At 71.1% G+C, this 14,711-nt stretch carries 13 protein-coding genes, 1 tRNA gene and 1 pseudogene; 8 read left to right on the top strand and 7 right to left on the bottom strand.

From position 1 onward, the window contains the following. Positions 1-181 (bottom strand): DUF4396 domain-containing protein (locus ACT4N7_RS04485; protein WP_444827279.1); only part of this gene is annotated, 181 nt, incomplete at its 3' end. 75 nt (positions 182-256) lie between these two features. Between ACT4N7_RS04485 and ACT4N7_RS04480 the strand changes: the two genes are divergently transcribed. From ACT4N7_RS04480 to ACT4N7_RS04465, 4 genes and pseudogenes are all read left to right on the top strand, one after another. After that, complete coding sequence (locus ACT4N7_RS04480) at positions 257-538, top strand: metal-sensitive transcriptional regulator (RefSeq protein ID WP_444827278.1); 282 nt, start codon at positions 257-259, stop codon at positions 536-538. Between the two features lie 36 nt (positions 539-574). Continuing rightward, positions 575-782, top strand: a pseudogene (locus ACT4N7_RS04475) (heavy-metal-associated domain-containing protein). A 32-nt stretch (positions 783-814) separates the two neighbouring features. Then, positions 815-1,726 carry a hypothetical protein gene (locus tag ACT4N7_RS04470; RefSeq protein WP_444827277.1) on the top strand — a complete coding sequence of 304 codons (912 nt, stop codon included), beginning with the start codon at positions 815-817 and terminating at the stop codon, positions 1,724-1,726. A gap of 53 nt (positions 1,727-1,779) precedes the next feature. Further along, the gene (locus tag ACT4N7_RS04465) at positions 1,780-3,948 is read left to right on the top strand and encodes a heavy metal translocating P-type ATPase (protein ID WP_444827284.1); all 2,169 of its coding nucleotides are present in this window, start codon (positions 1,780-1,782) and stop codon (positions 3,946-3,948) included. On the opposite strand, the gene ACT4N7_RS04460 is transcribed toward ACT4N7_RS04465, so the two are convergent. The 5 genes from ACT4N7_RS04460 to ACT4N7_RS04440 form a co-directional block, all read right to left on the bottom strand. Next, positions 3,936-4,589 (bottom strand): cation transporter, encoded by a 654-nt coding sequence (locus ACT4N7_RS04460; RefSeq protein ID WP_444827276.1) that lies wholly within the window; start codon positions 4,587-4,589, stop codon positions 3,936-3,938. The genes ACT4N7_RS04465 and ACT4N7_RS04460 overlap by 13 nt on opposite strands. Continuing rightward, positions 4,586-4,924, bottom strand: a complete 339-nt coding sequence (gene cmtR, locus ACT4N7_RS04455; RefSeq protein WP_444827283.1) for a Cd(II)/Pb(II)-sensing metalloregulatory transcriptional regulator CmtR — start codon at positions 4,922-4,924, stop codon at positions 4,586-4,588. The genes ACT4N7_RS04460 and cmtR overlap by 4 nt, the downstream gene beginning before the upstream one ends. Before the next feature lie 80 nt (positions 4,925-5,004). After that, entirely contained in the window at positions 5,005-5,352 is a 348-nt protein-coding gene (locus ACT4N7_RS04450; protein WP_444827275.1) for an ArsR/SmtB family transcription factor, read from the bottom strand. A 29-nt stretch (positions 5,353-5,381) separates the two neighbouring features. Next, positions 5,382-6,716, bottom strand: a complete 1,335-nt coding sequence (locus ACT4N7_RS04445; protein ID WP_444827274.1) for an MFS transporter — start codon at positions 6,714-6,716, stop codon at positions 5,382-5,384. Between the two features lie 286 nt (positions 6,717-7,002). Beyond that, positions 7,003-7,983: an SEFIR domain-containing protein gene (locus tag ACT4N7_RS04440; RefSeq protein ID WP_444827273.1), complete on the bottom strand. Its 981-nt coding sequence runs from the start codon at positions 7,981-7,983 to the stop codon at positions 7,003-7,005. A 277-nt stretch (positions 7,984-8,260) separates the two neighbouring features. Between ACT4N7_RS04440 and ACT4N7_RS04435 the strand changes: the two genes are divergently transcribed. The 4 genes from ACT4N7_RS04435 (at position 8,261) to ACT4N7_RS04420 (ending at position 14,489) form a co-directional block, all read left to right on the top strand. After that, positions 8,261-8,854: a TIR domain-containing protein gene (locus ACT4N7_RS04435; protein WP_444827272.1), complete on the top strand. Its 594-nt coding sequence runs from the start codon at positions 8,261-8,263 to the stop codon at positions 8,852-8,854. Positions 8,855-8,857: 3 nt separating this feature from the next. Next, positions 8,858-10,498 carry a CATRA system-associated protein gene (locus ACT4N7_RS04430; RefSeq protein WP_444827271.1) on the top strand — a complete coding sequence of 547 codons (1,641 nt, stop codon included), beginning with the start codon at positions 8,858-8,860 and terminating at the stop codon, positions 10,496-10,498. 65 nt (positions 10,499-10,563) lie between these two features. Beyond that, positions 10,564-11,244: a hypothetical protein gene (locus ACT4N7_RS04425; protein WP_444827270.1), complete on the top strand. Its 681-nt coding sequence runs from the start codon at positions 10,564-10,566 to the stop codon at positions 11,242-11,244. After that, entirely contained in the window at positions 11,241-14,489 is a 3,249-nt protein-coding gene (locus ACT4N7_RS04420; RefSeq protein ID WP_444827269.1) for a helicase HerA domain-containing protein, read from the top strand. The genes ACT4N7_RS04425 and ACT4N7_RS04420 overlap by 4 nt, the downstream gene beginning before the upstream one ends. A 37-nt stretch (positions 14,490-14,526) precedes the next feature. Here the strand turns inward: ACT4N7_RS04420 and ACT4N7_RS04415 are convergent. Then, positions 14,527-14,600: transfer RNA gene (locus tag ACT4N7_RS04415), tRNA-Leu, on the bottom strand. Between the last annotated feature and the right edge of the window lie 111 nt (positions 14,601-14,711).

Below are 14,711 nucleotides of genomic sequence, written 5' to 3'. Positions count from 1 at the left end.
AGCCGAAGAGGAACGCGAGCCCGACCGCCAGCGCGATCGTGGCGAGGTTGCCCCAGCCCAGCGACGTGCCGATGACCATGCCCAGCACCTCGCCGATCGCGCAGCCGGTCAGGCAGTGCAGGGTGGCCGCCGCCGTCGACCAGCGCACAGATTCGTTGTGGTGGCTGTGTTCCGTGGCCAATCGGGGTGCCTCCACTTGGTTTGACTGCCTTACCCCCCTAGGGTACCTTAGGGTGAGTCCACGAAGGAGAGTGCGATGCGCGGCTACACGGGCGACAAGGACAATTACCTCAAGCGACTGCGCCGGGTCGAGGGGCAGGTCCGCGGGTTGCAGCGGATGGTGGAGAACGACGAGTACTGCATCGACGTGCTCACTCAGATCTCCGCCGCCACCAAGGCCCTGCAGGCCGTCTCCCTGGGCTTGATCGACGAGCACCTCAAGCACTGCGTGGCCGAGGCGATCGCCGAGGGCGGCGACACGGCCGAGGCGAAGGTGCGCGAGGCCAGCGCGGCGATCGCCCGTCTGGTCCGCTCGTAAATCGGAAACCCACTAGAACAGCAGGAGTATCTCTCGATGTCTCAGCGCACCTACACCGTCGCGGGCATGACCTGCGGCCACTGCGTCCGCTCGGTCGGCGAGGAGGTCGGTCGGATCGACGGTGTCACCAGTGTGACGGTGGACCTGCCGACCGGGGTCGTCACCGTGGACAGCGCGGGCGACCTCGACGCCGCCGAGGTGCGGGCCGCCATCGAAGATGGCCGGGTACGAGCTGACGGCCTGACCGGCAATCCATCTACGCCATGAGGATGTGAGATGAACACAGCGGGCAAGCTCTCCGCCTACGGTGTCGCGCTCGCCCTGGTCGCGGGCGGCGCCTGGGCGGTCGGCAGCGCTGTCGGTCCCCTCGCCGTGCGGGCCGAGACGCCCGGCGGCGGGGACGCCGGGCACGGGGACACCCACAGCGGCACCGTCGCGGGAGCTGAGCAGATCGGCCAGCCCGGTGGGCTGGCGTCCGCCAGCGGCGGCTACACCCTCACACCGACCGCCACGACGCTCGCTTCGGGCGCGGGCCGGCCGTTCTCCTTTCGGATAACCGGCCCGGACGCGCGCCCCGTCACCGCCTTCGACGTCGAGCACGACAAGCGCCTGCACCTGATCGTCGTGCGCCGCGACACCGCGGCCTTCCAGCACGTGCACCCCGAGATGGCCCCCGACGGGACGTGGACGACGACCCTGGACCTGTCCCGGCCGGGCAGCTACCGGGCCTTCGCCGACTTCGCGCCCACCGGGGCGGCGCCGCTGGAACTCGGCGTCGACCTCGCTGTGCCCGGCGAGTTCCAGCCGGTCGAGTACGCCCCGTCGCGGGTGGCCACGGTCGACGGCTACGAGGTGCGCCTCGACGGTGAGCTGGTCGTCGGGTCGTCGTCCAAGGTCACGGTCACCGTCCGCAAGAACGGCGACCCGGTGACCGACCTGCAGCCGTACCTGGGCGCCTACGGGCACCTGGTCGCGCTGCGCGGCGGCGACCTGGCCTACCTGCACGTGCACCCGGACGACCGGAACACCCGGCCGGGGCCGGAGATCACGTTCTTCGCGGAGGTGCCCTCGGCGGCGACCTACCGGCTGTTCCTGGACTTCCGCCACGGCGGCGTCGTGCGGACCGCGGAGTTCACCGTCGCCACCGCGAGCGCCGATCACAGCCACGGCGAGGGAGAACACCCGTGACGTCCAACCTGACCCGGCCGCGCGTCGGCGAGATCGAACTCGCCATCGGCGGCATGACGTGCGCGTCCTGCGCGATGCGCGTCGAGCGCAAGCTCAACAAGCTCGACGGCGTCACCGCCACGGTCAACTACGCGACGGAGAAGGCCAAGGTCGTCTACGGCGAAGGCGTCGAGCCAGACCAGCTCGTGGCCCAGGTGGAAGCGGCGGGCTACACCGCCACACTGCCCGCGGCACCCGAGGAGCCCGCCGACACCGTGGATCCGTTGCGGCAGCGGCTGATCGGCTCGGCCGTGCTGGCGGTCCCGGTGATCGCCATGGCGATGATCCCGGCGCTGCAGTTCACCTACTGGCAGTGGATCTCCCTGGTCCTGGCCGCACCCGTCGTGGTGTGGGCGGGATGGTCGTTCCACCAGGCGGCGTGGGCGAACCTGCGGCACGGCGCGGCCACCATGGACACCCTGATCTCGATGGGCACGCTGGCCGCGTTCCTCTGGTCGCTCTACGCGCTGCTGTTCGGCACGGCGGGCGTCCCGGGCATGACGCACCCGTTCGAGCTGACGATCCAGCGGATGAGCGGCGAGGCCAACATCTACCTGGAGGTCGCCGCCGGGGTGATCACCTTCATCCTCGCCGGGCGCTACTTCGAGGCCCGGTCCAAGCGCCGCGCGGGTGCCGCCCTGCGCGCGCTGCTCGAACTCGGCGCCAAGGAGGTCGCGGTCCTGCGCGACGGCCGCGAGGAGCGCGTTTCCACCGACCTGCTGGTCGTGGGGGACCGGTTCGTGGTGCGGCCGGGGGAGAAGGTCGCCACGGACGGTGTCGTCGAGGAAGGCACTTCGGCGGTCGACGCGAGCATGCTCACCGGCGAGTCCGTGCCGGTCGAGGTCGGCCCCGGCGACAGCGTTGTCGGCGGCACGGTCAACGCGGGCGGCAGGCTCGTCGTGCGGGCCGGCCGGATCGGCGCCGACACCCGGCTGGCGCAGATGGCCAAGCTGGTCGAGGACGCCCAGACCGGCAAGGCGCGGGTCCAGCGGCTCGCGGACCGGATCTCGGCGGTGTTCGTGCCGATCGTGATCGCGCTGGCGCTGGGCACCCTGATGTTCTGGCTCGGCGCGGGCGGCACCGCGACAGCCGCGTTCACCGCGGCGGTGGCCGTGCTGATCATCGCGTGCCCGTGCGCGCTCGGTCTGGCCACGCCCACCGCGCTGCTGGTCGGCACCGGCCGGGGCGCGCAGCTCGGCATCCTGATCAAGGGCCCGGAGGTGCTGGAGTCCACCCGGCGCGTCGACACGGTCGTGCTCGACAAGACCGGCACGGTCACCACCGGCCAGATGTCGCTTGTGGACGTCCACGCGTCCGACGGCGTCGATCGCGACGAGGCGCTGCGCCTGGCCGGTGCGCTGGAAAACGCGTCCGAACACCCCATCGCGCAGGCCATCGCGCGTGCCGCGGGCGATCTCCCGCCGGTCGAGGGCTTCACGGCCGTCGACGGACTCGGCGTGCGGGGCACCGTCGACGGACACGCCGTCGTCGTCGGCCGCACCGCGCTGCTGGAGCAGGCGGGCCTGCCCCTGCCCGCCGACCTCGCCGAGGCGAAAGCCCAGGCCGAGCGGCGGGGCCACACCGCGGTCGTGGTCGGGTGGGACGGCCGGGCGCGGGCGGTCCTGGTGGTCGCCGACACCGTCAAACCGACCTCGGCCGAGGCGGTCAGGATGCTGCGCGGCCTCGGCCTGACCCCGGTGCTGCTGACCGGCGACAACGCGGCCGTGGCCAGGTCGGTGGCCGACGAGGTCGGCATCGACGAGGTCATCGCCGAAGTGCTGCCCCAGGACAAGGTCGACGTCGTGGCCCGGCTCCAGGCCCAGGGCAAGGTCGTCGCGATGGTCGGCGACGGGGTCAACGACGCCGCCGCGCTGGCCACGGCCGATCTCGGCCTGGCGATGGGCACCGGCACCGATGTCGCCATCGAGGCGGGCGACCTCACCCTCGTCCGGGGCGACCTCCGCGCCGCCGCGGACGCCATCCGGCTCTCCCGGCGGACGCTGGCGATCATCAAGGGCAACCTGTTCTGGGCGTTCGCCTACAACGTCGCCGCCCTGCCGCTGGCTGCCGCGGGCCTGCTCAACCCGATGCTCGCGGGCGCGGCCATGGCGTTCAGTTCGGCGTTCGTGGTCAGCAACAGCCTGCGGCTGCGCGGATTCCGCGGCTCGGGTCAGCAGCAGTGATCGCCGCGCCACGCTTCGCGGCCTTCCTTCACCGCGACGGCGGCGATGACGAGCGCGGCGAGCGGGTCGGCCCACCACCAGCCGAGGAGGCTGTTCACCAGCAGGCCCACCAGGAGCACGGCGGACAGGTAGGTGCACAGCAGGGTCTGCTTCGAGTCGGCGACCGCGCTGGCCGAGCCGAGTTCGCGCCCGGCCCGGCGCTGCGCCGCCGACAGGAACGGCATGACCACCAGGGAGACCGCGGCGAGCGCGATTCCCACGGTCGAGTGATCGGCCATCGCGCCACCGACCAGCGCCCGCACCGACTCGACCGTGACGTAGGCGGCCAGTGCGAAGAACGAGACCGCGATGATCCGCAGCGCGGTGCGTTCGCGGGCTTCGTGGTCGGCGCTGGAGAACTGCCAGGCGACCGCCGTGGCCGAGGCGACCTCGATCACCGAGTCCAGGCCGAACCCGATCAGCGCGGTGGACGAGGCGATGGTGCCCGCCGTGATCGCGACGATCGCCTCGACGGTGTTGTAGGTGATCGTGGCGGCCACCAGCAGCCGCACCCGCCGCGCCAGCGCTCGCCGTCGGGCTGTTGCGGCGGTTTCCGTTGGTGCGCAACAACTCTCTGTACACTCGGCGTCGGGCACGCTCATCGGGTGCCTCGCTCACGCGGTTCGTCCACACAGGACTCGGTTGCCTCGACCGCGAGCACGACCTCGACGAGTTCGGCCACCGCGCGGGCCAGGTGCGGGTCGGCGAACTCGTAGCGGACCTGCCTGCCCTCATACGTCGCGGCCACCAGGCCGCAGCCGCGCAGGCACGACAGGTGGTTGGACACGTTCGACCGGGTCAGCCCGAGCCGGTCGGCGAGCATCGCCGGGTAGCCGGGCCCGTCGAGCAGGGCCACCAGGATCCGGCAGCGGGTCGGGTCGGCCAGTGCGCGGCCCACCCGGGCCAGCGCCGCCTCTCGGGTTTCACAGGTCAGCACCTGCCGACAATACAGCTTGAGGTGTACTACAGCCATAGCTGAATAGTCTCGGCAGGCTCCATGGCGGCTGAGCGCGGTGGTCAGTCGTGGTCGGGGAGTCCGGCGAGGTGGTGGTGGGCGGCTTCGAGGGCTTCGGCGAGCATTCGTCGGACGTGTCCGCCTTTGGCTCGGTAGACCGCCCGGCGACCGTCGCGGCGGGTGGTGACCAGGCCGGTGAGGCGGAGTTTGGTCAGGTGCTGGGAGACAGCGGGTCGGGCGATGCCGACAGCCCGGGCGAGGCTGGTGACGTCGTACTCCTGCCCGCAGAGCAGCCAGAGCATGCGCAGCCGGGTCGGGTCGGCGAGCATCCGCAGGGAGTCGACGGCGATGTCGATCTGCTCGTCGGGCGGCAGGTGGGGCCACGTCGCGCCGGGGTCGTTCGCGTGCATGGCTGCCTGTTCTCCCGGACCGAGGGGCGTCACCGGTCGGCGATCGCGTCGGTGGGCCAGCGGCGGTGCGTGTCGTCGATGACGTACGGATGGGCGTGGCGCCGACCGGATCGCAGGTGCGGGTGGTCGTCGCCGAGGTCATGGTGCACGTGTTCCAGGTCGAGCGGCTCCGTCCGCGGCCACACCCGCGCCCCGTAGACCGCCCCACCCAAGGCGACGGCGGCGAGCACGCCCATGGTCGGCCCGCCGCCGACGAGGCCGCCCAGCAGACCCGCGAGCAGGTAGGTGAGCAGCCATCCGGCGTGGGACAGCGCGAACTGCGCGGCGAACAGGACCGGCCAGTCGCCCGGGTGGCCGGACCGGCGGACCAGCCGCCCGACCGGCGTCAGGACCGCCGAGTACCCGATCCCGAGCACCAACCACCCGGCCAGCACCACGGGCAGGCGAAGATCCGGCATGCCGACATAGGCCGCCGCCAGGCAGCCCAGCAGCGCGGCGAGCGCGAGGGCGGCGGTCGTCATCACCACCCGGTCGGGCAGCCCGTCCAGCACGCGCGGCAACAGCAGCGCCGCGAGCGCCGAACCGCCGCCGAACAGGCCCAGCGCCAGCGCGACCGAGGTGTCGGTCAGCCCGAGATCGCCGCGGACGATGACCACGGTGTTGACCAGCACCATCGCCCCCGCGGCCGCCGCGGCCAGGTTCAAGCCGAGCTGCGCGCGCAGCCGCGGCGTAGCCAGGTGGATCCGTACCCCGCGCGTCGTACGGTCGACGATCCCGCTGGCGCGCTCGGTCCGGGCTGGACGGGGCAGCGACACGGCGAGGACGAGCATGGCCGAACCCAGGAAACCCGCCGCCGTGCCGACGAACAGCCACGAGAAGCTCATCACCGTCAGCAACGCCGCGGCGAGCACCGGACTCAGAATCCCCTCCAGGTCGAACGCGAGCCGCGACAGCGACAGGGCGCGGGTGTAGTCCTTCTCCTCGGTCAGCACCGTGGGAATGACGGCTTGGAATGTCGGCGTGAACGCCGCCGAGGCGATCTGCAAAGCGACGACCAGCACGAACACCTGCCACACCGCGGTGACGAACGGCAGCGAGACCGCGATGGCCGCCCGCACCAGATCCAGTCCGACCAAGAACGCGCGGCGGGGAAGCCGATCCGCCAGGGCGGTCACCACGGGCGCCACCAGCACGTTGGCCGCCATCTTGATCGCCAGAACCGTGCCGAGCACCACCCCGGCGCTCGCGCCCGCGAGCCGGTAGGCCAGCAATCCCAGTGCCACGGTCGCCAATCCGGTGCCGAGCAACGCGATCACCTGCGCCGAGAACAGCACCCGATACGTCCGATCGGCCAAGACCCGCACAGTGTCCTCCTCGTCGCTTCGCCCACCATACGTGCACATGTACGCACGCGACGACGTTGCAACTACGAGCAACTGGCAAGAAGGACGGGCACTCACCGCTGTGGGCACCGACAACTCGACGCGGTGGCCTCCCCGCCCGGCGCTCCTGGTTCTCAGCAGGGGTCGGACCTGCTCGCCGGAAGACCGGCCGGCCCCGGGGCCGCCGTGTACCACTCGGCGGCCTCGTCGTGCTCGCCGCGGCGGACGCTTCCAACCAAAGAGGAAACCGAGTTCGCGGCCAGGTGGCTCAATACAAGGTCGGGTTGCCCCATGCCAACTCCGGCAACCTGCTCGACTGCCCGCCCGCCGCCAGCACCCCGGAGAGCAGCGGCGAGGCCACGACCCCCGGGCGGTACATCTCCAGCCGCAACCTCAGTGCCCCGGTGACGTCCACCTCGACGGTTCCCGGCTTGCCCAGCGCCGCCCTGCTTTCCGGCTGCGGGCTGCCGTCGAGGTAGACCCGGAAGTGGCCCACCTGGAACGCCTCGGCGGCGTCGTCCAGTACGCCCACCACCGACGTCATCCGCCGGTACGCCCGGCCGAGGTCCACCTCGACGAAGCCCCGCGCCCCAGCGGTGAACAAGGTCGGCCGCAACACGATGCTGTCGCCGTAGTGCACGCCGTCGATGCGCGCGCTGCCCGAGCGGACGTCCGAGCTGCGGTCCAGCCAGGGCAGCCCGTTGGCCAGCAGCACCTGTGGGCGCGCCGGTGCGGCCCCGTCCCGCCACGGACCGCGCTCGGGCATCGGGTACTGCCCGTGTCCGGTGATCGCGGCCACCAGTTCCGACACCCCCTTCTCGGTGAACTCCTCGACGTGGAACCTCGTGGTGGAGTAGCCGTTGAGGAACGTCGGGATGTCCTCGATCGATCGTCCCGGCAACACGACCGGCAGGACCCGTTCGGTTTCCCGGCGCAGGTTCTTGGTCAGGTTGTCCCGGATCATCGCCGCCTCGAACTGCGACCCGCGGCCCTCGTCCGGCGCCGCCGTGCCGTCGGCCCGGCGCTTGTACGCGGGGGAGGCGATGACGAGGATGAAGTCCGCGTTGGTCAGGTGGTCGATGGCCCACGCCGACCAGTCGCGGCGCTTGTTGTCGTACCACCGGTCAAAATGCACGTCCAACCCGATCTGTTCGCGCAGGAACGTCGCGAACCGGCGTACCTGCTCCTTGTGCTCCGGTGACTCGTGCGCGTAGGTGATGAACACCCGCGGCGCCTCGCGGTCGGACATCGGTACTCCCTGGGGCTGGCCGGAACTGGGGTACTCCGGGCGACAGACATTGTCGGCGACGCACCGGACGCGGGCGGCCGGTGTCGCGTGCGTGTCCAGTTTCTGTCGTGTTTCTCCCTGCTGTCAGTGGTTTGTGCGCCGGACGCCGCGTCGCGATGGGCCGAATGCTAGTGCTCCAGCCAAAAATGTCCCGTCTTTGCCCGGCTTCGCACCTGTTTTGTTCCTGCGCCAAGGAGTTAGGATCGGGTCCGCCGGTGGTCGGGCTCGCGAAGGGGCGATGGCACGCGTGTACGAGTACGACGTGTTCATCAGCTACCAGCGCGAGGGCGCCACGGTGCCCGCCTGGGTTCGCACCCACTTCTACCCCCGGCTGGCGGAGCTGCTGGACGACAACGTCGACCACCAGGTGAAGATCTTCTTCGACGACGGGATCCCCGGTGGCACCAACTGGCCGCTGGCGGTGCGGACCGCCCTGCTGCGGACCCGGATCCTGCTTCCGGTCTGCTCGCCCAAGTACTTCCTCAACGAGTGGTGCCTGGCCGAGTGGCACTCCATGGCACGACGGGAGAAACTCGTCGGCCTGGCATCGCTGGAGCGGCCGCAGGGCCTGATCTACCCGGTGATCTTCTGCGACTCCGAGAACTTCCCGAAGTACGCGAAGGACCGGCGGATGCAGAACCTCAAGCCGTGGAACCTGCCGTACCCGCAGTTCCAGGACACCGTCGAGTACCTCGGCTTCCATCGCGAGGTGGAGCGGATCGCGATCGAACTGGCGGATCTCATCGGACGGGCGCCCGAGTGGCGGCCCGATTGGCCGGTGGACACGCCGGACCCCGACCCGCCCAGAACTCCCACGCTGCCGAGGTTCTGACCTATGTCGGGCGCTGTTGTCACCTTCTACTCCTACAAGGGGGGTGTCGGCCGCAGCTTCACGCTGGCCAACATCGCCGTCCTGCTGGCGCGCTGGGGCCACCGCGTGCTGTGCGTGGACTGGGATCTGGAGGCCCCCGGCCTGCACGACTACTTCCGGCCGATGATGAGCGCCGACCCCACCGGCGGGGTGGTGGACCTGGTGGACGACTTCCTTGCCGACAAGACCGGCCCGGTCGACCACACGACCCGGCTGACCGGCGTGGGCACGCTCGACTTCCTCGCCGCGGGCCGCGACGACGCCGACTATGTCGGCCGGGTTCAGCGGATCGACTGGGCGCGCCTCTACGAGGCGGGTTTCGGCGACTACCTCGAACGGTGCCGTACGCAGTGGACAGCCGCCTACGACTTCGTCCTCCTCGACAGCCGCACCGGGGTCTCCGACATCGGCGGCATCTGCACCGCCCACCTCCCGGACCGCCTTGTCGTGCTGTTCACGGCCAACGTGCAGAGCATTCGGGGCGCCGTCGGGATCGCCAAGCTGGCCAACGCCGCCCGCGACCGCATGCCCTACGACCGGCCGCAGCTCACCGTCCTGCCCCTGCTGTCCAGGTTCGACTCCCGCGAGGAGTACGACCGGTCCGAGCAGTGGCGGCGCATCTGCCTTGAGGAGACCAGGGGCCTGTTCGGCAACTGGCTCGACCGCCAGGTCTCGCCCGAGGTGATGTCCCGGCACCTGACGCTGCCCTACATCTCCTACTGGAGCTTCGGTGAGCAGCTCCCGGTCCGCTCCGAGTCCATCCCCGCCGCGGACCAGATCAGCTTCGCGTTGGAGACGGCGGCCGCGCTGGTCGCGCAGAACTTCGACCGCACGGCCGTGCTGGCGGAGAACCGCGACGCCTACGTCGCCGCCGCTCGGACGGGGAACCGCGAGTTCACCCACGACGTCCGGGTGAGCACCCCACGCTCCACAGTGGACGTCGCGACCGCGCTGATCAAGGAGCTGGACATGCTCGGCGTGCGGGCCGAGCTGTCGCTGTCGGGCGACCGGTCTCTGCTCACCAGGACCGAGGACGACACCAAGCACCTGTGCCTGGTTGTCGACCGGACGGTGAGCCGGTGGCAGTCCGCGGAGGTCGAACTGTTCCTGCACCGCACCGTCGGCCAGAACCGCAGGGTCATCCCGGTGCTCACCGCGGCCGCCGAGCCCAACGCGCTGCCCGGCTATGTCGGAAACCTGCGGTACCTGCGGCTCGGCCCGTCGCGCGGACCGGCCGAGGTGGCGCGCGGCCTGGTCGACCAGCTCAACGGCGTCACCTCGCTCGTCGACGCCGAGGACGTCGACCTCGTGGGAGTGCTGCGGAAAGCCGTTCGTGCGCTGCTGCGCCCGCGGCTGTGGGAACTCGTGGACGAGGTCGTCGGTGGCCTGCTCGCCGCGATCGGTTCGGGCGACGGCGTGCGCGCGGCGGAACTCGCCGCCGACCTCGCCCTGGTGGTCAGACCTCGCTCCGCCCAGGGCAACGACGAGGGCCGCGTGGTCGTGCCACCGGACACCCGGACCGCGATCGAGTGGGTCGTGCGGGTGCTTGAGGTCCGCGCGCGGGACCCGGGTGGCGCGCACCACGACGGGTTTCCCCGCGAATAGCCAGCGAATCGACCAACGCCTGTCGCGACCGCGCGGCAGGCATCCACGGTGCGGAAGGATCTCGGATGACCGATCGATTGGGACACAAGCAGACCGCGGCGATGCTCACGCTGATGGTGCTCGCCCGCGAGGTGTCCAACCCGGAGCTGCGGACCATCGTGGGCTTCGTGATCGACGGCAAGGAACGCGTTCAGCTCAACGACCTCGACTTGGTCGCCAGCCGCAAGCAGGGGCGCTGTTTCGTGCACGAGTTGACCGACCGCGGGTGGGCCTGGTGCGGCGGTGAGCTGGCGGCGACCACGCCACCGCCACCGGCGCCCCGCAGCACCCTCGCCGCCGCGCTGTACGTCCTGCTCGGCGGGCTCGACGGCTACCTGCGTCGGGAGAACCTGCGCCTGGCCCACGTCTTCGCCGCCGACGTCGAGGCCGCCGCTGAAGTCGACATCGAGCCCGTCACCGAAGTCGACGTCGAGCCGACCGCCGCGGAGATCGAGCACCGGATCAGGATCGCCTACCGCGAGCTGGCCCGGTCGCCGCGCGACTGGGTGGGACTGGTCGCCCTGCGGCCGATGCTCGGCAACGCGCCGACCGAGGAGGTCGACGCCGTGCTCAAGGAACTGAGCCGCACCGGGCAGGCGCACCTGGTCCCGGAGTCCAACCGCAAGGTGCTCACGCCCGCCGACCACGACGCGGCCATCCGCATCGGCGGTGGGGACAACCACCTGCTCTCCATCGAGACGTCATGATGATCGAGCACCTGGCCGCGCTGGGGAGCCTGCGCTTCGACTGGGCCGACACCCCCGACCACGTGTGGCGGGACTCCCCGTACCACGTCGACGGTCTGCACGCCGAGGTGGTCGCGGCGATCGACGTGGGCATCCGCGACGCCGCGGCCAGTGACGGCCCGAGCCCGATCGGGCTCGTGCTGCAAGGCCAGAAGGGGGTCGGCAAGACCCACCTGCTCGGCCTCGTCCGACGACAGGCACACCAGGCGAACGGGTACTTCTTTCTCGACGAACTCACCGCGGGTGACGCCTTCTGGGAGAACACGGCCGAGGCGCTGCGCAGGGGCCTCTCCCGACCGGACGGGTCCGGCGACTCGCAGTTGACGAGTTTCCTGCGACGGGTGTGCCTGCGCGGCGGGGTCGACCAGCGGGCAACCGAGAGAGTCCTGAGTGGACACAGCATCGCGCCGAGGGATGTCGACGCGTTCGTCGCGGGGCTGCGCGTGCTCGACCGGCAGCTCGCCGTGGAGTGCGGCGACACCGCGCGGGCGTTGGTGCTCTACGGGAGCGAGAACCCGACCACGAGCTACATCGGCGACTACTACCTGGGCGGGTTCGAGGAGTCGAGGGACGGCGAGCGGCGCAGGTGGGGCATCCGGCCGCAGCCGAAGTCCGCGCTGACCCAGGTGCACGACATCACCCGGCTGCTGGCGCTGACCGGCCCGATCGTGATCGGCGTCGACCAGCTCGACACGCTGGTCGCGCGGTCCGCCCTGCACACCCAGGACATCGGGCGCGGCGCGGACGGCGACCTGCTGGTGGCCCAGATAGCCGACGGGCTGATGCGGCTGCGCGAGGTGACCCGCAGGACGGTGACGGTGCTCGCGTGCCTGCCCAACACGTGGACGCAGATCAAGGCCAAGGCCGCCGACACGGTCCCGGACCGCTTCCGCGAGTCGCTGACCCTGGGCCGGGTCACCGACGCCCGACTCGGTCGTGCGCTGGTCGAGAGACGGCTCGGCCTGGCGTACGAGGCCATGGGTTTCGTGCCGCCGCACCCGACCTGGCCGGTGGCGCCCGCGGCGTTCGAGGGGACGTGGGAGGAATGCACGCCACGCGAACTGCTCAAGCGCATCGGCGCCCACATCGAAGCCTGTCTGCGCACCGGTCAGCCCCGCGAGCTGACCACCTTCGACGAGCACGGGCCCAGTCCGACCGCCCCGCCGCGCCCCGACCCGAAGCCGGACCGCTTCGCCGAACTCGACACCTGGTTCGAGCAGCTGCGGTCGGCTGCCGATGCCTCGACGTTGCTCGACCAGGGCACCGAGGACAAGGTGATGCCCGGACTGCTCTCCGCCGCGCTGCGCGGGTGGATCACCGAGGTCGGCGACGACAACATGGAGTGGGTGTGTGAGGCCAGGGACGGGAGAGACGAGCTGCACGCCTGGCTCACCCGCACTGTCGACGAGGCGTCCGACCTGGAGGAGCACTGGGCGTTTCGGACGATCTCCGCACCACACCCCGTTGCCGCGCTGCACCGTTTCCGCAAGGCGCGGTCCGCCGCGGGTCTGCGTCCGGGCGCCGACAACCGGCACCTGATCGTCATCCGCAACTCGTCGTGGTCGAGAGGACTGAAGACCCAGGCCGAGCTCAGGGCGTTCGAGGCAGCGGGCGGGCGGCGGCTCAAGCTCTCCGAGTCGGACGTGCGCACGTTCTGGGCGCTCGACAAGATGTTCGTCAGGGGCGGCACCGAACTACACGAGTGGCTGATCGACCGGCGACCCGCGGGCCGGTCACAGTTGTTGTCGGCCGTGCTGCCGGAGAATCCCACGGGGCACCGCGCGGACGGGACGCACCCGCCGCCCGGGAACCGGACGACCACGCTTGGCACCGTGGCGCAGGCGGACGGGACGCAGCCGCCCGCGAATCGGACGAGCACGCTTGGCGCCGCTGTCGGCACCGGGGCGCCAGTGGTGGAGCCGTCGGACGGGACGCAGCCGCCGCGCGCCGAGGGGGAGATCACGCTCGGCACCGTCATCGGCACCGGGGAGCCGGTGCGGATCGAGCTGTCGGCGCTGCGCAAGCACGCCGCGGTCTTCGCGGGCTCGGGGTCGGGGAAGACCGTTCTGCTCAGGCGGATCGTGGAGGAGTGTGCGCTGCTCGGGGTCTCCGCGATCGTGTTGGACCCGAACAACGACCTCGCCCGCCTCGGCGACCCCTGGCCGCGCCCGCCCGCGGACTGGGGCCCGGATGACGCCCGGCTCGCCGAGCGCTACCTGGCCGAGACCGACGTCGTGGTCTGGACCCCGGGCCGGGCCAACGGCAGGCCGCTGGCCTTCCAGCCGCTGCCCGACTTCGCGGGCGTCCTCGACGACGACGACGAGTTCTGTGCCGCCGTGGAGGTGGCTGTGGCGACGTTGGCCCCGCAGGTCCGGCTCACGGGGAGCACCGTCAAGGCCAACATCGGCTTGGCGGTACTGCGGCAGGCGGTCATCCACCACGCCCGCACCGGGTCGCGCAGCCTGCCCGGGCTCATCGACGTCCTCGCCGACCTGCCCGACGGCGTGAGCAACCTCAACGACGGCAGACGCGTCGCCGCCGACCTGGCCGAGGCACTCAAGGCTGCCACGGTCAACGACCCCCTGTTCGCGGGCGGTGGCACCCCCGTCGACCCGGGCGTGCTGCTCACGCCGAGAGCGGGCAAACGCGCCAGGGTGTCCGTCATCAGCTTCGTCGGCCTGCCCGCCGAGGAACAGCGGCAGAACTTCGTCAACCAACTCCAGATGGAGCTCTTCGCCTGGATCAAGCGCAACCCGGCGGGCGACCGCCCGCTCGGCGCCCTCTTCGTCATGGACGAAGCCCAAACCCTCGCCGCGTCGGGCACCCTCACGGCGAGCACCCGCAGCACCATCGTGCTCGCCTCCCAGGCCCGCAAGTACGGCCTCGGTCTGCTGTTCGCCACCCAGGCGCCGAAGGGCCTGCACAACCAGGTCGTCGGCAACGCCATGACCCAGTTCTTCGGCCGCCTCAACAGCCCCGCCCAGATCGCCGCCGCCAACGATCTGGCCAGGGCCAAGGGCAGCCCGGTCGCCGACATCTCCCGCTTGGCCCGCGCCCAGTTCTACGTGGCGGGCGAGTCGTTCGGCTTCCGCCAGATCACCACGCCCCTGTGCCTGACCAACCACCCCGCCAGCCCGCTGCGCATCGAGGAGGTGATCGACCGCGCCCGCACCCCAGATGCCGGACGAGCCGACAAATGCCCGTGACCGAAACGGTCACGGGCATGTGCGCGGATGCGGTGCGTGCCCCCGGTGCGACTCGAACGCACACTGGACGGATTTTGAGTCCGCTGCCTCTGCCGATTGGGCTACGGGGGCGTCGGGCAGGGACTCTACGCGATCACGTCGGGGCGGTGCGCGCAGGTTCCCCGATGCCGCGCGACCGGGTGATGTCGGCGCGATCACGTTCCACTACCGGCCCCGACGGCC

Source organism: Actinokineospora sp., assembly GCF_052390155.1.
Lineage (GTDB): Bacteria > Actinomycetota > Actinomycetes > Mycobacteriales > Pseudonocardiaceae > Actinokineospora.
Note: the sequence above shows the minus strand (reverse complement) of the source record. Positions and strands in the feature narration are given on the sequence as shown.